The organism is Salegentibacter echinorum (assembly GCF_900129445.1).
In the GTDB taxonomy this organism is placed as follows: domain Bacteria; phylum Bacteroidota; class Bacteroidia; order Flavobacteriales; family Flavobacteriaceae; genus Salegentibacter; species Salegentibacter echinorum.
The window spans coordinates 350,560-373,356 of record NZ_FQVT01000002.1 but is presented as its reverse complement, the minus strand read 5'-3'; the positions used below and the strand labels follow the sequence as shown (position 1 = coordinate 373,356).

Annotated in this window: 15 protein-coding genes; 5 read left to right on the top strand and 10 right to left on the bottom strand. The window is 36.6% G+C overall.

Features of this window, described 5'->3' with window-relative positions; all coding sequences use genetic code 11:
- Positions 1-79: 79 nt before the first annotated feature.
- Positions 80-1,300: a hypothetical protein gene (locus BUA71_RS05220; protein ID WP_072877433.1), complete on the top strand. Its 1,221-nt coding sequence runs from the start codon at positions 80-82 to the stop codon at positions 1,298-1,300.
- Here the strand turns inward: BUA71_RS05220 and BUA71_RS05215 are convergent.
- From BUA71_RS05215 to BUA71_RS05205, 3 genes are all read right to left on the bottom strand, one after another.
- Positions 1,275-1,871, bottom strand: coding sequence for a Crp/Fnr family transcriptional regulator (locus tag BUA71_RS05215; RefSeq protein WP_072877432.1), 597 nt, complete (start codon positions 1,869-1,871; stop codon positions 1,275-1,277). The two genes, BUA71_RS05220 and BUA71_RS05215, sit on opposite strands and share 26 nt — an antisense overlap.
- Positions 1,872-1,945: 74 nt before the next feature.
- Entirely contained in the window at positions 1,946-2,341 is a 396-nt protein-coding gene (locus BUA71_RS05210) for a response regulator (RefSeq protein ID WP_072877431.1), read from the bottom strand.
- A complete protein-coding gene (locus BUA71_RS05205) occupies positions 2,328-4,346 on the bottom strand; it encodes a PAS domain S-box protein (protein WP_072877430.1) in 2,019 nt (672 codons plus the stop codon). The genes BUA71_RS05210 and BUA71_RS05205 overlap by 14 nt, the downstream gene beginning before the upstream one ends.
- A 506-nt stretch (positions 4,347-4,852) precedes the next feature.
- Between BUA71_RS05205 and galK the strand changes: the two genes are divergently transcribed.
- Genes galK through BUA71_RS05190 form a run of 3 tightly spaced genes read left to right on the top strand, consistent with a single transcriptional unit; the run spans position 4,853 to position 8,217 of the window.
- A complete protein-coding gene (gene galK, locus BUA71_RS05200; protein ID WP_072877429.1) occupies positions 4,853-6,004 on the top strand; it encodes a galactokinase in 1,152 nt (383 codons plus the stop codon).
- Between the two features lie 4 nt (positions 6,005-6,008).
- On the top strand, positions 6,009-7,052 hold the full coding sequence (locus tag BUA71_RS05195) for a UDP-glucose--hexose-1-phosphate uridylyltransferase (RefSeq protein WP_072877428.1): 1,044 nt from the start codon (positions 6,009-6,011) through the stop codon (positions 7,050-7,052).
- A gap of 49 nt (positions 7,053-7,101) precedes the next feature.
- Positions 7,102-8,217: a formylglycine-generating enzyme family protein gene (locus tag BUA71_RS05190; protein ID WP_072877427.1), complete on the top strand. Its 1,116-nt coding sequence runs from the start codon at positions 7,102-7,104 to the stop codon at positions 8,215-8,217.
- A gap of 97 nt (positions 8,218-8,314) precedes the next feature.
- On the opposite strand, the gene BUA71_RS05185 is transcribed toward BUA71_RS05190, so the two are convergent.
- The 3 genes from BUA71_RS05185 to BUA71_RS05175 form a co-directional block, all read right to left on the bottom strand.
- Positions 8,315-9,892 carry an NADP-dependent glyceraldehyde-3-phosphate dehydrogenase gene (locus BUA71_RS05185; RefSeq protein WP_072877426.1) on the bottom strand — a complete coding sequence of 526 codons (1,578 nt, stop codon included), beginning with the start codon at positions 9,890-9,892 and terminating at the stop codon, positions 8,315-8,317.
- Between the two features lie 577 nt (positions 9,893-10,469).
- Entirely contained in the window at positions 10,470-11,753 is a 1,284-nt protein-coding gene (locus BUA71_RS05180; protein ID WP_072877425.1) for a DUF3472 domain-containing protein, read from the bottom strand.
- A gap of 13 nt (positions 11,754-11,766) precedes the next feature.
- Entirely contained in the window at positions 11,767-12,993 is a 1,227-nt protein-coding gene (locus BUA71_RS05175; protein WP_072877424.1) for a glycoside hydrolase family 27 protein, read from the bottom strand.
- 218 nt (positions 12,994-13,211) lie between these two features.
- Here BUA71_RS05175 and BUA71_RS05170 point away from each other — a divergent pair, with 218 nt between their 5' ends.
- Positions 13,212-14,810 (top strand): beta-N-acetylhexosaminidase, encoded by a 1,599-nt coding sequence (locus BUA71_RS05170; RefSeq protein WP_072877422.1) that lies wholly within the window; start codon positions 13,212-13,214, stop codon positions 14,808-14,810.
- A 331-nt stretch (positions 14,811-15,141) separates the two neighbouring features.
- Here the strand turns inward: BUA71_RS05170 and BUA71_RS05165 are convergent, their stop codons facing one another.
- The 4 genes from BUA71_RS05165 to BUA71_RS05150 all read right to left on the bottom strand — a co-directional run bounded on the left by BUA71_RS05165 (position 15,142) and on the right by BUA71_RS05150 (position 22,429).
- Positions 15,142-16,752, bottom strand: coding sequence for a beta-N-acetylhexosaminidase (locus BUA71_RS05165; RefSeq protein WP_072877420.1), 1,611 nt, complete (start codon positions 16,750-16,752; stop codon positions 15,142-15,144).
- Between the two features lie 121 nt (positions 16,753-16,873).
- Entirely contained in the window at positions 16,874-17,560 is a 687-nt protein-coding gene (locus tag BUA71_RS05160; protein WP_072877418.1) for a DUF3823 domain-containing protein, read from the bottom strand.
- Between the two features lie 12 nt (positions 17,561-17,572).
- Positions 17,573-19,330, bottom strand: a complete 1,758-nt coding sequence (locus BUA71_RS05155) for a RagB/SusD family nutrient uptake outer membrane protein (RefSeq protein ID WP_072877416.1) — start codon at positions 19,328-19,330, stop codon at positions 17,573-17,575.
- Between the two features lie 15 nt (positions 19,331-19,345).
- On the bottom strand, positions 19,346-22,429 hold the full coding sequence (locus BUA71_RS05150; protein ID WP_072877414.1) for a SusC/RagA family TonB-linked outer membrane protein: 3,084 nt from the start codon (positions 22,427-22,429) through the stop codon (positions 19,346-19,348).
- Positions 22,430-22,797: the final 368 nt, after the last annotated feature.

Genomic DNA, 22,797 nt, shown 5'->3' with positions numbered 1-22,797 from the left:
TTTTTATTTGCTTTTTACAAGTCTCGCAACCTCCGTTCACTCACCCTACAAATCTGATATTTTTTCTAACTTGCAAAGCATGATTGCGATTAAAAAGCATACTATCCTGGCTTTAGGATATTTTCTATTGGTAGCTCTTCTAGGGCTTTTACTTAGGTTTTTTGTTATCGTCGATGTCCCGGCTACTTACAGGTTTTTGGTGCACACCCATTCCCATATTGCATTATTAGGTTGGGTTTATATAGCCCTTACCAGTATAATTTATCTGCTTTATTTAAAGTCGGCAGCTATAGATGCTTTGTACCGGCGAATTTTCTGGTTTACACAAATTACCATCCTGGGGATGTTATTTAGTTTTCCTTTTCAGGGATATGCTTTATTTTCTATAATTTTCTCGACACTTTTTCTTATCGCTACTTACTTTTTTACGTGGATGGTCTTAAAGCACACCCCAAAAAAATTTAGAAACAGGAATTCTTATACCTGCGTAAAAACCTCATTAATTTATATGGTATTTTCCAGTATTGGACCCTGGGCTGTTGGTGGCGTTATGGCTACCCTGGGCAAAACCTCTATTTGGTATAAGCTGGCGATCTATTTTTACCTGCATTTTCAATACAATGCCTGGTTTATTTTAGCTTTATGCGGATTTTTATTTTTTATCCTGGAAAGTCGGAATATTGAAATCGATAAAAAGGTTTTTCAAAGATTCTTCTATCTTTTTAATATTTCGGCTATACTCACGCTTTTCCTTTCAGTACTCTGGACGCAACCTCCCACCGTTTTTTATTATCTAGCGGGAATAGGAGCCGTGGTACAAGTGTTCGCTTTCCTAAAATTCTTCGGAATAATAAGACCGAATTTTAAAGCTTTGGGCTTTGATCGATTTACCGGGTTATTACTAAAAATAGCCGTCATTGTTCTCATCCTGAAGGTTTTAATGCAATTAATTTCTGCCCTGCCCTATTTTGCAAAACTCGCCTACCAGTCGCAAGACTTTGTCATTGGTTATTTACACCTCACATTTTTAGGTTTAATTAGCGTAAGTTTACTCGCTTTGCTTAGCCATTTCAAGCTAATTTATCTTTCAAAAGGCGGCTTTTGGTTTTTCTTTACCGCTTTTATATTAACCGAGGCTATTATTTTTTACCGCGGCCTCGCCATCTGGCAGGCACTACCCATACCAGAACAGCTGCTCAATTACTTATTTGCAGCAAGTTGTTTATTTCCTATTGGGATTGGGTGGTTATTAATCGCAAATTTCAGAAAGAAGGTTAGCGATAAACCTTTCGGGACTTAATTTTTAGCTCTTTTTTACGCTCTAAAGACTTAGTAGCCCTTATTACAGTTTCTACACGCAAACCGGTGAGATCTGCAATTTGTTGTCTTGTGAGATCTACTTTAAACTCAAAAGGTTCTTTTAAGTTGTGCACGTGTTTTTTTAAATAATCCAGTAATCTTAAAATTCTATGTTCGGGTTCCTGGGTAGAAAGTTCAGAAGCGATAATTGCTTTGTAATAAAGCCTACTCGCCAAAGTTTTAGTGAATTCTAAATGCAAATTTGGATGTGCCGTGAGCAACTCGAGAAATTTTAACTTTTGAAGTTTAAAGAGCCTGGCATCTGTAATAGCTTCAGCATTAGCAGGGTATTTTACATCGGCTAGCAGAGGTGGCTCACCAAAGCTTTGTGGTGCATAAAAAATACCCTGTACAAACTCTTTTCCATCGTAATTAAAATTGTTCATCTTAATCTCTCCAGAAATTATTTGGTAGTAATTATTAGCGTGTTCTCCTTCAGAAAAAATTTGTTCTCCTTTGGGGTAACTTACCTTTTGTGCTCCAAAACTTTCTAAAATATCTTCTTTGAACATAATTTACATTTCGATATTACAATGACGGCAATTTGTAACAAAGCCTACCGATTATTACTAAGAGCTAAGTCCTATTACCTGATTTTTTCTAACAGGGAAATTAAATTTTCAATTTTAATTGGTTTAATAATATAGTTTGAGACCTGGTTATATTTTTTGGCTTTTTCAATATCCTTATTAGAAATGCTACTGGAAAGGATAAAAATAGTGATTTCCTCTTCGATAGGAATCTTTATAAACTCATCTAAAAACTGCCATCCATCCCAAATTGGCATATTTAAGTCTAATAAAATAACCTTTGGCAGTTCACCGCCTTCCTGTACTATAGCCGCCAGACTATCGAAAGCGATTTTGCCATTTTGAAAGACCATTAGGTTTTCTATCATTCCCGTTTGTTTTAGGTATTTTTTAGACAGAAAAACATGAACGGGATCATCATCAATCAAACACGCTAAATTAATCTTTTGCATAAGGTAGAAATACTTTAAATTCGGTACCATTATTTACTTCGCTTTCCACTTTTACAAAACCATTCATGGTATCAATTTGGTTCTTAGTGATGAAAAGTCCTATCCCCCTGGAATCTTCGTGTTGATGAAAGGTTTTATACATTTTAAAAAGTTGGTCCTTATGCATTCTCATATCTATTCCCTGACCATTATCTTTAAACGAAAGTAAGGTATAAGCATCTTCCCGTTTCGCTGTAAGTTTAATATAACTTTGCCTGTCTATTGCTCTGTATTTTATACCATTGGTTATAAAATTAAGAACAATACTTTCAAGATAAGATTTTATACCTAAAATGCTAAGATTTGGTTCAACATCTAAAATAATCTCCACTTCTTTGGCTGCAGCCAGCCCTTTTACACTTTCCAGGGTTGCACTTATAACTTTATTAACCGAAATATTATGAAATTTATTAACATCAGATAGATTAATTTCTACTACCTCGTTTAAGTCTTCTATAGTATTTTCAAGGTTTCTGGAAGCATTTTTCAAGTGCATAAAAGCCTCGCCATCTTCAACCTCGGGACAATCGTCCTTTAGAAAATCGAGTAATACTGAAATTCCTCCCGAGTGGGAACGCAAGTTATGAGAAACGATGTATGCAAAATTTTTAAGTCGGTCGTTTTGATTTTCGGTTAATGCATAAAGCTTTTCAATACGCTTTAAATTTTCAGCTCTAAGGTTTTCGGTATTTTTACGTTCTGTAATATCTTCAATAAAACTCCAAATTTTCTTATTACCATCAATATCTTCAACCAGAATCCCATTTAATAGTACAGGATATGTTTCTCCATTCTTATTAATATATTCTTTTTCATAAGGGCCGTAAGCCCCAGTTTCCGTTAGCTTTTCTATTAAAAACTGCTCCTCGTTTTCGTAAGCTCTTGGGGTTACATCCCAATAACTTAATTTAAGAAACTCCTCCCTGGTGTATCTCGAAGATTGCAGGAGCTTTTCGTTAGCCGCCAAAAAACTTCCGTCCTCAAAATCATTTAATGCAATCCCTATAGGAGACAACTCATATAAAGCATCCAGTAACTTTTTATTGTACAGTAGCTCGTGTTCCTTCTTTTTAATTTCGGTAACATCTTCCAGGATTCCAAACATCCTAACCGGTAACTTACCCTGGTCATCTACGAAAACTTTTCCCTTGCAGTCTATCCAAATATAGTGACCGTTTTTATGTAATACCCTAAACTCAAATTGAAAAGGTCGCTTTTTATCCTCAAGGTGGTCATTTAGTTTAGCCAGTAAAATCTCTAAATCTTTGGGGTGCACCCGGTCTCGCCAAAAATAAATCTGTTGTTTTTCTTTTAATGAAGTTTCATAACCGGTAAGCTCCTGCCACTGTTCATTGAAAATTAATTGGTCTGATAATAAATTCCACTCAAAAGTGGCTGTAGCGGTACCAGAAGTTATATGGTCAAACCTATCTTTACTTATTTGTAAATCCCTATTAGCAGTTTCAAGTTCAACCGACTTTCTTCTTAATTCCAGTAGATTGACAACCTGGCTTGCCAATTTTTTTAATTTTTTTATTTGTTGAGCTGTGAGTGAATGAGGATTACTATCTATGGCACAAATAGTTCCAATAGCATAGCCATTTTGATTTATTAAAGGCACCCCGGCATAAAAAACCACCGGATTATCATTTTCTGTGAAAGGATTTTTCTTAAAGCGCTCGTCTTGTTTGGCATTTTCAACAATTGTAATTTCTGGCGCTTGCTCTAATGTCAAATTACAAAATACAAACTCCCGCGGCAGTTTTCGCTCTTCAAATTCGACTCCATTTGCAGATTTGATATACTGTGTATCCCGGGTAATGAGCGTAATAATTGCAGCTTCAGTTTGGCATATCTCTGCAGCCATGGTGCTCAAAAAATCAAGATCGTCCTTGTGAAAAGTTTGTTCGAGATCATATTTATGAACCTCCCGAATTCGGTTAGCTTCGTTTTTTGGGGCAATCATTTATAAAACTTTGGGGTTGGTGATTACGAATTGCAAAAAATAGCTTTTCTACATTTCAAAGCTATAAAGATATTAGAGATTTTAAACTAAAGCTTTTAAATTCAAGAAAAAAGTATAAAAAATTGAAACTCATAAATTCAAGAGCACACAAAACAGTAACACATAATCACTTTAGTTTTCAAGAATAATCCATATTAAACACTATTGTCCGGTAAAGAAGCAAGATCGCTTTCGCTGCAAGAACAAAGACTAAATTGTAACTAACTGATAATTTTAATCTTTCTATTCATCAACGAACCTTTTTATTGAAGATTTCAAATAGCAAGGAGGATAATTATGAAATCGCTCTTAGGCTTTGCTATAAAAGAGAACGTTCTATTAGGTTCTATTTTTATCGGACATCAATAAATATTAAACAAACTTTAATCCCAAAATTCTTAGTGTAAGTTTTAGGTTTATTATATTTGAAGTTATTCCAAAAATGAATGCCCTTGCAACCTCAAAATATGAAAAAAAATTGTCCTGAAGATTTCAAAAATTTTACTGCTGAAATAAAAGTAGCTTCTCCCGGAAGAATTAATTTAATTGGCGAACATACCGACTATAACAACGGCTTTGTCATGCCCTCTGCCATAGATAAAAAGATCTACTTTGAAATGGCAAAAAACGATACAGATAATTTAGCAAGAATATACAGCGAAACTTTCGATACTTATGTGGAGTGGGATCTCGCTAATATTAAAAAAAGTGAAAATTCCTGGGAAAATTACTTACTGGGGGTAATTGATGAAATCAACAAGTTAGGAAAAACTTTTTCTGGCCTAAACTGCATTATCAACAGTGAATTACCCATTGGTGCCGGGATTAGTTCTTCGGCCGCCTTAGAATGCGGATTTGCGGGTGGCCTTAACGAATTATTCGGTTTAGGATTATCTAAAATGGATATAGTAAAGCTCTCCCAACGTGCCGAAAATAACTTTGTAGGCTCCAATTGTGGTATTATGGATCAATTTGCTTCAGTAATGAGCAAGAAAGACCATTTTATAAAACTGGATTGCGATTCTTTAACATCCACATTTATTCCGGCAAAACTTAATAATTATAAATTACTACTCATTAACACCAATGTATCGCATAACCTTGCCGACAGTGAATACAATACGCGCCGCCAGGAATGTGAAGACGCTGTAGCGGTTATCCAGAAGGAATATCCGGAAGTATCTTCATTGAGGCAGGTAAGTTTTGAAATGCTACAGGAATTTAAAGGGAAAATAGCACCTGTTCCTTTTAAGAGATGTCGCTATGTTCTAGAAGAAAACAAGCGGGTAACAGCCACAGAAAAAGCACTTAAAAATGATGACCTGGCCGCGGCGGGAAAATTAATGTACGCCTCGCACCGCGGTTTGCAACATGATTATGAGGTGAGCTGCAAAGAGTTGGATTTTCTGGTAGATTTTTCTGAAGATAAAGAATATATTCACGGTTCTAGAATGATGGGTGGCGGATTTGGCGGCTGTACCATCAACCTCATTGAAGCCGATAAAATTGAAGCCTATTTTGCTGAAGTAAAGTCGGCTTATACCAAAGCCTTTGATCGCGAGCCCAGCCAAATAATTGTAGTTCCAGACGAAGGCACAATAGTTACTAAATTACAATAAAAGGATGAATACAGCATTTAACAATAGCCCGCACAGAAGATATAATATTTTAACCGGCGAATGGATTTTAGTTTCCCCACACCGAACCAAACGACCCTGGCAGGGAAAAACCGAGAAAAACAATCAGGAAAAAAGAGAAACTTACGATCCTTCCTGTTATTTATGCCCCGGAAATTCCAGGGCCGGAGGTGAAACCAATCCAGATTATAAAGGCGTGCACTCTTTTGAAAATGATTACCCTGCCTTACTTAGGGAAGAGCCAGGGCAATCTAATTTAGAGGATGGCTTGCTTAAAGCCGAAAGCGAAACAGGAATATGTAAAGTGGTATGTTTCTCTCCAGATCATTCCTTAACGCTTCCGCTAATGAAAGTTGAGGACATCACCAAAGTAGTAGGGCTTTGGAAAAAAGAATATAACGAACTTGGCGCGACAGCCGGTATTAACTACGTACAAATATTTGAAAACAAAGGCGCGATGATGGGATGTAGTAATCCGCATCCACACGGTCAAATTTGGTCTCAAAAATCTATTCCTACCGAAGTTTTAAAGAAATCAAAACACTTTAAAGACTACTGGCAAAAAAATAAGCGCAGTTTGTTAGGTGATTATTTAGAGCAGGAATTGGAATTAGACGAACGCATTTTAGCCAAAAATGAGCATTTTGTTGCGTTAATTCCTTATTGGGCGGTATGGCCTTATGAAGCCATGATTGTTCCTAGAAACCATTATCAGCATATTGGGCAGTTAAATGCCGAAGAAGAAAAAGCATTTGCTGAAATCATTAAAAAATTGACCACGAAATACGACAATCTCTTTGAGACTTCATTCCCCTACTCATCGGGAATTCATCAAATGCCCACCAATGGTGAAAATTATGAAGAATGGCATTTTCATATGAGTTTTTATCCACCTTTGTTACGTTCAGCTACAGTTAAGAAATTTATGGTAGGTTATGAAATGTTTGCCGGTCCGCAACGCGATATCACGGCAGAACAGGCTGCGGCAAATTTAAACGAACTATCTGATGTGCATTATTTAAAGCAGTAATGCTCGCTAAAGTTTAGAGTTGAAATGAATACGGCAAAACTAGCAGGTTATGATTTATTATAGATTAGTGGTTTTCATCTTGAGTGGTGTAGTGCTTTTTTCTTGTAAGAATAAGGAAAATGACGAAGCGATAGCTATTCAGGAAAACTCGAATAAGGAAAAAAACTTTAAGGTTATTACAAAAAAACCTTCTGAAGTAAATACTCCGGAAGGCATGGTATGGATTCCCGGTGGGACTTTTATACAGGGTGCAAGAGCTGAGGATGAAATGGCCATGAAGCACGAAAAACCGGCACACCAGGTTACCGTGGATGGCTTTTTTATGGATATAACCGAAGTAACCAACGCTGAATTTAGGGAGTTTGTAGAAGCAACCGGTTATGTAACCATAGCCGAAAGGGAAATTGAATGGGAAGAAATGAAAAAACAACTTTCCCCCGGCACCGCCAAACCTCACGATTCTATTCTACAACCCGGTTCGCTAACCTTTAAGAAAACCAAAAACAGCGTTCCAAACCTATACGATTACTCCCAGTGGTGGGACTGGACAATTGGGGCGAACTGGCGCCATCCCGAAGGCCCCGGCAGTAGTATAGAAGGCAAAGACAACTATCCCGTGGTGCACATCGCTTATAAAGATGCTCTAGCCTATTGTGAATGGGCCGGAAGACGTTTACCTACGGAAGCAGAATGGGAATATGCCGCACGTGGCGGGCAAGAAGATGCTATTTTCACCTGGGGAAACGATCTCAATAAACTTTCTGAAATGGCAAACTCCTGGGAGGGCGAATTTCCAAAAAAGAACACTAAAGCCGATGGTTTTGAAAATAAAGCCCCGGTAAAATCTTATCCTGCCAATCCTTATGGACTATATGAAATGGCCGGGAATGTATGGGAATTTACACAAGATTGGTATAATGTAGACTATTATAAAGATTTAGAGAAAAAAGGCAACATTAAAAATCCTATGGGACCAGAAAAGGCCTATAATCCCAATCAACCAAGAACACCCGAGAAGGTAATTAAAGGAGGCTCTTATTTATGTCACGAATCTTACTGCGCCAGTTTTCGCATATCGGCAAGAATGGCCAATTCTACAGATTCGGCACAAGAACATTTAGGTTTTAGAACGGTGGCTAGTGTGGATATGGTAGGAAAAGAATAATATTTTACTCTAAGAAACTCTTGAGAGTTTTAAACACAAAACCCCGAAAACGATTATCAATTCATTTTCGGGGTTTTGTATTTATAAAACTATCTCTCTATAATAGATAATCTGTACTCACAAAATTAGATTTTTTGCTATCCAATAATTTTCTTAAAATCTCATTGTTATATTTCTTGTCCTTACTCGCCACAAAAGTTCTAATGGAGAAAGAACGCAAGGCGTCATGAACGCTTAACGTACTTACTGCAGAGTCTTTTCTTCCGGTAAACGGAAATACATCTGGACCACGCTGACAGGAACTGTTAAGGTTTACACGACATACCAGGTTAACCAGAGTATCGATAAGCGGTGCGATTTTCTCTATGCCCGTACCAAATAAACTTACCTGTTGCCCATAATTAGAGGCAGAAATCTCATCGAGTAAGTCATCTATAGAATTAAAAGGTTTTATTGGAACTACAGGACCAAATTGCTCCTCTTTATAAACACGCATCTCTTCCGTCACCGGGTATAAAACCGCAGGATAGATAAAATTATTAGAGGTTTCCCCGCCTCGTTCGTTCAGGATTTTCGCACCTTTATCTTTAGCATCATCAATTAATTCCTGGATATATTTGGGCTTATCAGCTTCGGGTAATGGCGTTAGCATTACATCTTCATCCCATGGATTACCAAACTTCAATTCATCCACCCGTTTTGCGTAACGCTTATTAAATTCCTCCCGAATATCTTCGTGCACATAAAGTATTTTTAATGCAGTACAACGCTGTCCATTAAAAGAAAGTGTTCCCGAAATACATTCCTCTACTGCCAAATCAAGATCGGCATCGGGTAAAATAATCGCCGGATTTTTTGCTTCCAGGCCAAGTACAAGTCGAAGCCTGTTTTTATAAGGGTGTTGATCCTGCAAAGCGATAGCCGATTTGCTATTACCAATTAATGCCAACACATCTATGCGACCGGTTTTCATAATTGGCGCTGCAACCTCTCTTCCTCTTCCGTAGATCACATTTACCACACCTTTAGGAAACGCAGTCTGAAAAGCTTCTAATAAAGGAGACAATAACAACACCCCGTGTTTTGCGGGTTTAAACACTACTGTATTCCCCATCATTATAGCGGGAATTAATAGTGCGAACGTTTCATTTAAAGGATAATTATAGGGGCCTAAACATAGTACTACACCTAATGGTCCGCGGCGAATATGCGCATATACGCCAGATTTTTTATGAAACTTAGAACTATCGCGATCCAATTGTTTATAATCGGCAATCGTATCGATGATATATTCTACCGTACGATCAAATTCTTTTCGGGAATCTGGTAGGGATTTACCAATTTCCCACATCAAATACTTAACAACTTCTTTTCTTTTCGTCTTCATTTGCTCCACGAAATCCTCCATGCAAGCAATCCTATCGGCTACTTTCATTGTAGGCCAATCCCCCTGGCCTTTGTTATAAGCATTTGTTGCCGATTTTAAAACCTCTAAGGCAGCATTTTCATCCATATGCGGCACAGTGCCCAGCAAAGTTGGTTTGTAATCTTCGGTAGAAGAAATTGTGGAGTAAACCTCATCGGTTTTTCCTTTCCAGGAGAGTAATTCTCCATTAGAAAGGTACTTTTCCTGGTGTAGTTGTTCAGTAATTTGAAATTCTTTGGGTATCGTCATATAGTTAAATTTAGATTGATTCTTTTATCATAAATAGTTACTTCTGAAACAAAAAATTAAGGCCAAATACTTAACTACTGTATTGAGTATAAGCATTTCATTGTTTCTGAATTTACTTAGTAAAATACCCCGGGGCCAGCCCACAAGATATTATATAGAAAAATTATTTTGATTTCGAGGCAAGCCTCGTAGCTCCCGATAGCTATCGGGATAAATCACAATTGTCGAGTAAAAATAAAGAAAAAATAATAGTTTTTCTGAAGCTAAAGGCTTCAGCTTCAATATAAGAAGCAAAACCCGATAAGGATGAAGCAGAAAACCTGGACAAAAAAGAAGTTAGTTTGCAGAATAACCAAACCAGCGAATTATCATCTAAAATCTGGCAATTTAATTAGCTTCAGAATAAAAATACAATAAAACTGCAAGAGCGGATAAAATGATTCTGTCATCAAAAAATTGATTTTTACAAGTTTTATATAACAATATAACTCATCTGGAATTTCTGTTTAAAATTATAAAATATATACTTCTAAGCAGTTCAGTTTTAAGGGGAGCTTACATTTCTAAATATATTATATTAGGGCAAGTCCTCAAACTTTATTTTAGGCGCCTGCGTAGCGTCACGTTTAAATTCTGCACCTACCTCTGTATAGTTATCAAAAAAACCGCAGTTTTTGAGGAAGTAACCATCTTCAGTTTCTCCGCCGGCATAATCTAAGCGATCTTTTTGGTGTGCAGTAGCATCGGCACTAAAAATAGCATCATTAATTGCCAACCAACCCTTATCCTTATCATAGACCCATTGGTTTTTATAGTTTGCCATACGAGTAACATCGCCTGTGGCAGGAACGAAGTTCTCGAGAAAAGAATAAAGACTGCCAAGGTAATTGCTAGATTTAGGTCTTCTAAAACTGGCGATAAGTTCCCACTTTCCTTTTTCCGGAGCAAAGAAATATGCAGTATAATCGGTGTGATTTGAACCGGCCGGCTCTCCTTTTAATAAAAAACGATAGGTATTCCCCGTTTTCCACATATAGCGCTTAAAGCTTTGTCCACCAGAACCCTCGTTTCCAAATTCACCGGTATTTACCTCATCTCCTTTTTTCAGTAAGACTATTTTTTGATCATCTGGAATTTCAGAGGGATCTTGAGTATCATAAGGACTCCAAACCGAAAACAATATTCTACGCTCTTTTTCAGAATTTATCTGAATACCAAAATAACCATGGGCAAAACCATTGGCCATATAATAAGATCCTATTACATCTTCTCCTTCTGGCACTACTATTTCATTGTAAAAATAGGTTGGTTTCTTGCTTTCTTCTGGGATGGGATAGCGCAAATGCACCGACGGACCGCGTCTTCCGAAATGAAAATTATCCTTTACAAAATTCACTTCCCCTTCGGTTACATGACCTGCCAATAGCAACTCCTTTATTTCTATATTTTCATTGGTTTGTGGCTTTACAACTTCAATAGAAACTTGTTGATATCCGGCTTTTTTAAGCTCAAAATCACCAAAATAAATTTCTTTAAAATCTTTATTATTAACTGTAACCTCATGGCTATTTCCCGCCAGGGATACTTTAAGCCTCGTATTTCCAGAAGCCGATTTCAGATTAAATCCAAGCTTAATCTCTCCAGGTTTCTCAGTTCTAAAGTAAGTTTGGAGCGGTTTACTTCCGTCCCAATTTCGAACTCCTTCTTTTTTAATAATTTCACCATCTTCACGCTGGTTATTAGAAATCCAGGAATTTTCACCTAGTGAAATCTTATAGGTGAAATCTTCTGGTACATTAGATTGGGAATTGCAGGAAAGAAAATAAATTAAGACAAGACTTGTTAAGAGACTACTTCTCATTCTAATAATTCATTTAGTTGGTTAATTTAAATACAAGGGTTTCGTGGGATTTTACTTTGAAATTTAGCTTATTAGTTTTTTTGTGAGTTTCTTTGTTCCACACATCGAATAACTGATACTTCCCATCTATTCCAAGATCTGAAAGCTTACTTTTAAACCTGCGTTTCTTTTCATCAGCATTTAATATCCCCACAGCGTAGGTTCCATCTGCCAAAGGTTTTACAAAAACCTGCCATCCATTTTCGTTTATTACTCTTTTAGCTTGTTTCCCTAACGGATCCTGATCGATTGCAAGAATATCCTTATTAGTAAGGATAGCGCGAGTGGCATCGTCCATATTTCTCACATCGTTGCTAATCATTAATGGAGCAGCCATGAGGCTCCAAAGGCTCATTTGACTTTGATACTCGGTATTAGTGGCTCCAGTACCTCCCTGATCTTTCGAGGGGCCGCTTTTCCCGTGAAGTCCTACTACAAGCATATCTGGATCATTCCAACCGCCTGGGCCGGCATATTCATCGAGTTCGGCATTGATTTCAAGGATATCTAAAATACCGTAGCCTATACTTTCTTCGTGAAGATCGGCTCCTTCTGGAGCATCTGCTTTCCATTTATCCCGAATGTCATAGGTAGTTCGCCATAATTGTCCGCCCGCTTCTTCAGCCCATAACCAGGGTTCTCGCTGACCCCATTCGCACACTGCGAAAACAATATCCCTATCGGTTGCTTTAAGAGCATCGGCCATTTTAATGTATCTTTTTTCGGCAGTCTCCCTGTCTGTAGGGGCAAAACAATAATCATATTTTAAGTAATCTACTTCCCATTCTGCAAAAGTTTTAGCATCCTGTTCTTCAAAACCAAGACTAGCGGTATAGCCGGCACAGGTAAGTTGAGCAGCATCTGAATAAATCCCCAGTTTCATACCTCTTTCATGCAGGTAGTCGGCCAAGGCTTTTATCCCCGAGGGGAATTTCTCGGGATCTGGAATGATATTATTCTTGTTATCCCTGCCTCCTTGCCAGCCATCGTCTATAAAAATATAGTCATATCCCAGTTCTACCAGACCTTCCTCTAACATAGCATCGGCTATAGATTTTACATCCTGCTCGGTGATGTTATCGCCAAAATAGTTCCAGGTCATAAAACCCATAGGCGGAGTTGGGGCGAGATTGGATTTCTGGGCGGTGGAACAGAGCGGAATAGAAATAATGAATGTTAGAATCAACAACGTATGCTTCATTTTAAATAGATTTAATGAATTTAGAAATGGGGTTTATCTGTTTGTTAGATTTAATAAGGAAAGAGCTGATAATTATTTTCGTTTTCTTTATATATTCTTAATTATAAGTTATAAAAATACTATTTATATTTGATTCTAAATAAGACAAAGGTTAATATTTGGATATGGTTAAATCTAAAACACAAGTCATCTCCGATGGGTTTTTAAAAAATAAGAAAATGAATATATTTAAAATTACAGTATTCGCTATATTCCTGCTAAATGCTTTCGCTCTAAGCGCACAAGAACATAGTTTAAAAATAATTCCGGAACCTTTACAAGTACAAGTAAATAATGGAAGTTTTACTTTGAAGAAAGAAAATGTTATTTACCTGGATACTAATTTTCTCGAAGCACAACCGGAAGTAAAACAATTACAGCAATTAATTGTTAACAAAGCCAAAATTGACCTCCCCATCGTTAACAGAGATTCCAATAAAAAGGTAGGAATTCATGTGTTTCGAGATCCTAAGATTAAAAATAAAGAAGGATATGTCCTGGATATTGATGCAAGAGGAATTCATTTAAGTGCTGCGCATAGAACTGGTTTGTTTTATGGCATTCAAACATTGGCTCAAATCTTCCCTGTGCCTATTGAAAATATTCCTTTAGAAAAACTGCCTTTTTTATCGATTACAGACAGCCCCAGGTTTCCGTATCGTTCATTAATGCTGGATCCCGCAAGACATTTTTTACCCATAGAGGACATTAAAAAATATATAGATGTCATGGCAGCCTATAAGTATAATCATTTGCACTTACATCTCACTGATGACCAGGGCTGGAGAATAGAAATTAAAGAATACCCATTATTGACTGAAATTGGGTCCAAGCGAAAGGAAACCGACGGCGATGGCCAGCCGCATTCAGGCTTTTATACCCAGGAAGAATTAGAAGACCTGGTGGCTTATGCCAGAACCAAACATGTAGAGATTATCCCGGAAATAGACATGCCCGGCCATGGATTATCTATACTTGCTGCCTATCCCAATTTGGCGTGTTTTCCCAGGAAATTTGAGGTAAGCACTGTTCCTGGAGTATCGAAAGAACTTTTATGTGCAGGAAAAAAAGAGGTTTACGAATTTTATGAACACATAATTTCTGAAGTAGCTTCGATTTTCCCCAACACTAAAATGCATATAGGTGGGGATGAAGCACCGTTAGACCAATGGGAAAAATGCCCAAATTGTCAAAAGACGATGCAAGAGAATAGTTTGGAAAAAGAAGAAGAATTGATGGCCTATTTTTTTGATCGTATAAACAATATCCTGATTAACTATGATAAAGAACCCTTATTGTGGTATGAAAGCAATGTTGAGAACTATCCTAAAAACAGTACTGTTATACTATGGCGATATGAAGAACCAGATGTAAAACTACGCGAAATCCAATCGAGAGGATTAAAGATGATTAATTCTTATGGGGGAAATGTTTATTTTGATTATCCCCAGTGGGAAGGTGATATTCCAAAAACCAATTGGATGAATATAATATCATTAGAAAAAACCTACGCATTTGACCCGGTAAGGGGCCTTCCAGAAGAGGAGAACAATTTCATCATAGGGGTCGAAGGCTGTGTTTGGGGTGAATATGTGCCAAATATTGACCGCGCTTTTTATATGACCTACCCACGGGCTTTAGCTCTTGCTGAAGCGGGATGGTCAACAGATAAAAACCGTTCCTGGGAGAATTTTCAAAAGAAATTGGACAAACATTTCATTAGGTTTATCAATGAAGGAATTAACTTCAGGCCCCCAAATGAATTATCAAAAAAGTAAATAAAACTCTTTTAATAAGGATTGGGGGGCAGTAAAAGCTTTTCGTTTTATTGAAAAGAAAGACCATTAATACTGTCATATTTGGAAAATTCTCGCTTTAATAGAATTCATTTAAACTTTCTGGATTGTAGCGAAAATTAGACATTTTCAACCCAACGGAAGGCTTTTTGATTACTATCCATTACAACAAAAATTGGGTAAAAAAGACAATTTATTAGCTAATATAAAAGGCTTAAACGAGTAAAGGAAAATATAATTCCAGATGTGAAAACCTGGATTATAGATTAATTTCCTCCTCAGTTATTTTTATTGTACGAGTTCCCCAAAATCATTATAATTTATCTGCGATTTCACCATAAATAATACCTTTATTCTTCCATCGTTTCAATAGATTTGGTAAAGCTGCTTTAAAACGTTCATAATCTTTTTTATCTCTGCCAGACCAACCAACCTCAGCATAGGCTGCAATTCTAGGAAATACTTTTCTTTGCATATCTTCTACTGTTGGAATAAACTCTCCCCACATTTGACAGCCTAAACCTAATACCTTTTTCTCATCCTCCTTTTTCAAACCATCAGGTATAGGGTTAAAAGAATAAGCTTTAGACAGGGGTATAGATTTATAACTATAATCTAAATATGTGTAAACGTGGTATGAATTCACTATTTCATAACCTTCTTTTAAACTTTTAGTCATTAATTGAGGATCGCCCTTCCAAAATTGAATAATAGTTTCTTCAGCCAGACTTTGCCCTAGTTGTTTCGTATCGCTATCAGACTGATAATCGTGCAGTTTATCTCCTTTTATCTCATTCCACCCCATCATTCTTTTATTTTTTTCCTTTAACATAGAAGAAATATTATTGGTAAAGAAAACCTGCAATTCTGCCGGTGTTTCTAAGTTATTTTCTACCATATACTCCTGTATGCTTTCTGAACTTTTCCACTGATCGTATCTTATTTCGTCCCCTCCAATATGGATAACGGGTGACGGAAAAAGCGCTATAACCTCATCGAAAATATCATTGAAAAACTCTAACACTTTGGGTTTGGTAACGTCATAAACATCATAATGAACCCCAAATTTGGTAGGGACATCAATATTCTCTCCTGTAACCCCTAGCCAGGGATAAGCCGCGATAGCAGCGCTGGAGTGACCTGGCATTTCAATTTCTGGTACAATTTGAATATGCCTCTTAGTTGCATAATCCACAATCTCCCTAATTTCATCTTGAGTGTAATAACCGCTATGTGGTTTACCATCGAAAACATTACTATGAAAATGATTGATTTCTGTAGAATCCCTCCTGGCACCAATTTCGGTTAGTTTAGGGTATTTTTTAATTTCTATCCTCCAGCCCTGGTCATCTGTTAAATGCCAATGAAATGTATTCATTTTTAAAAATGACATCTCGTCCAATAACTGTTTAACAACTTCTTTACCTTTAAAATGCCTGGCTTCGTCAAGCATAAAAGCACGCCAGGAAAAAGCAGGATTATCTTTAATAGTTCCTCGTTGAATTAAAAATCCATTTCCTTCTTCTTTAATAATTTGCCGTAAGGTTTGTATGCCATTCAAAATTCCTGCGGAGGAGCCAGAACTAATTTTAATCTTTTCCTCATCAACCTTTAAGGTATAGCTTTCTATTTCTTTCGCTTCCTTAGACGAATTTATTTCTAAAATAATATCGGCCTTATTCCAACTATTAACCTTCTTAAGATTTATCTGAAAATCACTGTCCAAAAAGTTTTCTAATAATTGAAACTCATTTTTTAATTCTTCTGGAAAAACCACTTTAACGGATCTCCCTAAAGAAACTGAACCTTTAGCATATGTAATATCTTGAGGTTCTGGAATAATTTGATATTCATGCTTGGGAGCCGGTTTAAAAGCAAAAAAGAACAAGGATAGTAGAGTTCCAAAAAGGGCTTTTGATTTCATTTTAAGTGTTTTTAAATATTTGTTTGATGTTATTTAGATTTAGCGAAAAAACCTTATAAAATAAACCCCGTAAACTTGTAGTAAACGGGGTTTGCCAAAAATTGTCTATTTTAACCAATTATTAAGGTAATTCAATTTCCATCACTTCTGAATAGTTATAGCGATTTCCTACATTGTCAGTTCTTGCACCTATCCTTACAAAATAGGTAGTATTCGATTCAAGTCCTCTAATAGTATCCCTATAAGTAGTGGTTGTGATTAAAGAATCTGATACACTTTCAGTATTAATAAATGGATTGCTATTTACAAAATTATTGATATCAACATACGGAGTATTGCTTACCAATGTGCTTCTTCGCATAATTTTACCTTCTTCGGGCTTTGTTTCAGATAATTCATAATCAACAATAATAGAATTATCTTCCCCAGCTTTTGCATTTGCTCTTATTCGAAGAATTGGCAAAACCTCTATATTAAGGGGTTCATTTTTAGGTAAAGAGACAGCAAGCGTATCCTCCGAATAAAATCCACCATTATCTACTACCACTTTGTAATCTCCGCCAAATAATTTTGTGTTTTTAAAACTACCGTCTTGCATTCCCCAAAAATCTATGGGTTGAGGGTCTTGATAACCTTGGTCGTATAATCTAACGCGTAAACCATTTGGGCTTTGAGAAGGGATACTGTCTCCTGTTTCCCTATCTATAATCGCACCTTGCAAGGTCTTATTTGGAGCCGAATAATTATCTTTTTCGCTACACGCCACTACTATAAATAGAAGTAATGCTATAATTAATAATTTTCTCATTATTGCTATATTTTAATATCCCGGATTTTGAATTAGATTAGGATTTTTTTCTATTTCTCCACTTGGAATAGGTTCATAATATGTTTTCTCTAAAAAGGTTCTGGTATTTTTTGGAGCATCTACAATAGTAAAGGTATAATCTTTACTATTCCAGTTTAACCAGGGATACAAAGCTTCAAATTGCGTATTATTTAATATTTCGGTAGCTGTTCTCCATCGTCTAATATCCCAAAATCTATGGTTTTCAAAAGCTAGTTCAACTTTACGCTCATGTCTAATTTTAGCTATATCAACAGATTCCAACTCTGCGATGCCGGCCCGATTTCTTATCTTATTGATAGAGGTTAATGCTTTGTCACTTTGCCCTAATTCTTCTGCAGCTTCAGCATGGTTCAAAAGAATTTCACCAAGCCTAAAAACAATCCATGGTTGATCTGAGCGTCCATAATTCACCCTATCTGTGGGATTCATCGATTTTTTTACATAAAAACCTGTTTTAGTTGGATCCCAGGTGGTAAGCGGTCCATCTTTTCCCACAATTGAAACTGCTTCTGCTCCACTTCCATAAGTATCTGTAAGATTAGATGCTGTTATATACTCTCCATTATCAAGTATCCCCGCACGAACCTCTACGGTACCACCCTGCCAGGGTGAAAAAGGTGGTAATATAGTTGCAAAAAAGCGCGGATCCTTGCCTTCAAATAGATCGTATGGATTATCGAAATGAATAGGATTTCCGTCGTCATCTTTAATTTTCAACTCGCCAGAGCTCCCATCTATATATTCATAATCTTCAACTAATGATAACGTAGGGTTAATAGCATTACCATAATCTACCCTAAAGCTTTGAGGTGCATTAAAAAAGTCATAAGAATGAGTTTTATCTGGAGAAGAGAATATTTTTGCAAAAATTATTTCTGAATTATTTTCTACATCTAAAAATAAATTCTGAAAGTTTTCTGCCTTATCATCAGATTGATTGTATAGTGAAAAACCTGCATTAATAATTTCTTCTGAAGCTTCCATTGCATATTTAAAGTAGGTATCGGCATCCTGGCTTGGTATTCCTACCAGTCCATTTAATTGAACATCGCTGTATTTCCCTATAGACCCTGCATATAACATAGATCGGGACATCAGGGCCAATGCTGTATACTTAGTAGCCCTGTATTGTTCAGCAGTGCCATAACTATCTGGTAAATTAGAAATAGCAAGATTCAACTCTTCACGAATAAAATCATAAACTTCTTTTTCTGTAGCTCTAGGCACCTGAAGTTCAGATATATTATCTCCTGTAAATTCTTGCGGCTCGGTAATAATTGGCACACCACCATAACGCTTTACCATAGAGAAGTAGTAGAAAGCACGAATAAAATGACCTTCGGCCAGATATCGATTTTTTAAATTTTCATCTACATTGGCAGTTTCAATTTGATTTAAAAACACATTGACTTTTCGAACATTACCATATCCCCACCAACCATAAGAGTTAGAAGGAACAATAGGGTCATTTTGTGCTCCCCAGCCATAAGATCTTACAGCAATATCTGTCACAGTGGATAGAAAACCGGCCTGAGCTATAACTGAGTAGTTAAAATCCTCTACCTGCATATTATCATAGAGGGTCACCATATAAGCATCTATCGCATTAGGATCGCTCCACACGTCATCATCGGAAACAACATTTAACGGACTGCGATCCAAATAATCTTCGCAGCTAGTAGTGATCCCAATGATCGCTACCAGGAATAATATTTTGTATCGATTCATATTCTTTATCTTTTATTATAAGGTTAAATTAACACCTAAATTAACTATTTTTTGTTGTGGGTAATAAGTTCCTCGACCTGTAGGAGCTTCTGGATCCAAGAATTCTATCTGGTCCCAGGTTACCAAATTATAACCGGAAATATATATCCTAAACTCATCAACATTTATTTCATCCAGGATTGTTCTGGGAAGACTATAACCTAACTCAATATTCTTTAGTCTTAAATAACTTGCATCTTTAAGCCAGAAAGAGGAATATTTCTTATTGTTAGGGTTTCCGGAAGCAATTGTAGATGGAAATTTCCCGGGAATCCATTCACTATTTGGATCGTAAATGTCTTCTCTGTGCCATCTATCTTTAAATACCGCCAAAGAATTGGCGCCGTTATAAAACGGGTTTTGTAGCTCACCATCATAATAGGCCACAAAGTTCGCTGCTCCCTGAAGCTGGGCACTCAAATCAAAACCTTTCCATTGCATAGCTAAATTTAAACCATAAGTAATCTCTGGAGTAGTTCCCTTTCCTATTGGTTTAATATCATCGTCATTAATAACCCCATCGTTATTGTAATCTAAATATTTGATATCTCCTGGCAGCAAGGTGGTATTACCTTTATCATCCTGTACTGCCCAGTTATCAATTTCTTCCTGAGACTGGAATTGACCAAGCGCTTCATAACCCCAGGTTACATTCTTCCATCTACCGGTTTTATCATTTCTCCATCTGTTTAAAGAATTCACAAAATCGGCTCGTTCTACATAATTATCCTTGGATCTGGAATACCCGTAATTACCTGTTACATTTAATTTAAAATCTTCAGCAATAGTTGTTCTATAAGAAACACTTAAATCAAATCCTTGCGTTTCGTCGCTATTTAAATTTTCTTGAGGTAGTGCCGAACCAAAACTACCTGGCAAGGAAGATGCCCTGGTGGCCAATAACCCACTTCTTTTTCTATAGAACCAATCGAAGGTAAAATCAATTTGCCTGTCTAAAAATGTGGCATCAAAACCAATATCTGTAGTCTCAGCTTCAAACCAGGTAATATTTCGATTAGCCAGACCTCTATCGGTTAAACCTGGCACTACACTATTACCAAAAATATAGTTTCCGCTGGGGTAATTATATCCTGTAATAAATTGAAATTCACTGGCGCTATCATCACCAAGCTGTCCCCAGGAAGCTCTTAGTTTTAAATTATCAAAAAAGCTTAAAGGCTCCTCTAAAAAATCTTCTTTAGTAAGAACCCATCCTCCCGAAACGAATGGAAAGAATCCCCAACGACTTTCTGATGGAAACTTAGAAGACCCATCATATCTAAAGCCCGCTTCCAGCAGGTATTTTTCATCAAAATCGTAATTAAACCTACCCACTAATCCAGCAGATGCTAACTCGTAAGCTCCACCACCATTATCTTTGTTTTCATCCAAACCGGCAAACAGATAATCAAGATCCAGTAAAAACTCCCTATAGGCAGAAAAATCATCTCCCTCATTCTCCAGAGTCTCAAACAACACCAATCCTTTTACATTGTGTTTTTCGGCAAAAGTATTTTCATAATTTAAAGAAACCTGCATTTGGTTATAGTTTCCTGGCAAATCATTTTCATAATATCCAGAACTATAACTTTCACTTAGACTTGATGGATCGTTACCTACGTAATCCACAACATATTCGTCTGAAGCTTCATCGTAAGCATATAAATTATACTTTTGCGTCCATCCTTTCACTCTCTTTACATTGGTCCCGTATGCATATCGTAATTTAGCGGACAATCCTTCTATACCTGGTATTTCATAATTCAAGGTCAAATTACCGTTAAATACCTTTCTTCTATCCTCTGTATATCCTGATTGATCTTTATTCATCAAAAGTGCAACGTTTTGATGCGCCTGATTGGTAAGTCCATAATAATTTCCTTCTGGATCGGCATAAGGACTATAAGTAGGATAATTTCGCAAAATCCCAGACATTAAAGTAGCAGCTCCGGCTCCTGGATAATCACGATTTTCCAAACGCGCTGAAATATTCATCGAAGCCGTTAAATTATCGGTGATTTTCGCTTCCAGGTTTGAAGAAATATTAAAACGTTCATAATTAGTATCTCCACTTTTCCACATTCCTTCCTGTTGAAGATAGCCAGCAGACATAAAATACTTCACGTCTTCTGAAGCCCCAGAGACATTTAAATTATAATATTGCTGTGGAGATTGATCCTGAATAACCGTATTATACCAATTAGTACTCTCAAAACCCGCAACATTATTTCTGTAGTTCTCTACTTCTTCTCTTCCATAGACAGGTTCTCTCCCTTGATTCACCTGTGATTCATCGGTAAGTTCGGCGAATTCTGCAGCATTTAGAAGGTCTGGATAACGTGTAGGCGATTGAAAACCAGTATAGGCATTTAATGTGATTTTAGGCTTACCTATTTTCCCTTGTTTCGTAGTAACGAGTAAAACACCATTTGCCGCTCTCACCCCATAAACTGCGGCAGAAGCATCTTTAAGCACACTAATACTTTCTATCGTATTTGGGTCTATTGAAGTAAAAGACCTTGGCACCCCATCTACAATAACCAGTGGGTTTCCAAAACCTCGCAGGTTAATATCTGCGCCGTCATAACCAGGCTCACCAGAGCGCTGGGTAATTTTTAATCCGGGTAATCTTCCAGCCAGGGCATTACTAATATTTGCCACAGGAGATTTTTTAACCAAATCCCCATCTATTTGTGAAACTGCAGCAGTAACACTCCCTTTCTTTTGGGTACCATAACCTACTACAACTATTTCCTCCAAACTAGATGCTTCTGGACTTAATTGTATGCTTATTTGAGTTTGATTATCAACTTGCACCTCTTTAGTGGCATAGCCTAAAAAGGAAACTTCAAGCACCGCATTAGGTGCAACACTTAAAGTAAAATTACCATCAAAATCTGTCATTGTACCATTAGAGGTTCCTTTTTCAATGACGTTTACACTTGGTATAGGAATACCGGTTTCGCCATCCACTACAGAACCTGTAATTTCTGTAGCTTCCTGCCCCAACATTATAAAGGGCAAAAGCACGACTGCGAAGGTTAGTACTAATTTTTTCATAAAAATTGCATAATTATCTGGTTAATATTAGTAATTAAATCATTCGTAATAATTTAAACGAAACACTAAACTTTCGTATTCTTTGGCTAAATTATATTTTTCAAAGATGATAGCAAACTTTTTCTTAATTAAATATTAATTTTAACTTTCGTTAGTTTAAGAATTTTTTAATCATCGTTTTTTTAAAGAAGTTTAAAAAACAAACATAATATTTTAGAAAGTATGAAAATTCAATTAATAAGTTGAAATGCAGATTTCTTATATTGCTCAACAATCATCCTTTAAAACTTACGAAAAAGAAGGACAAGCCAGAATGAGGATAATTATATCGGTTTTATGCCATACCATATAAGAAAGCTCAACATTTA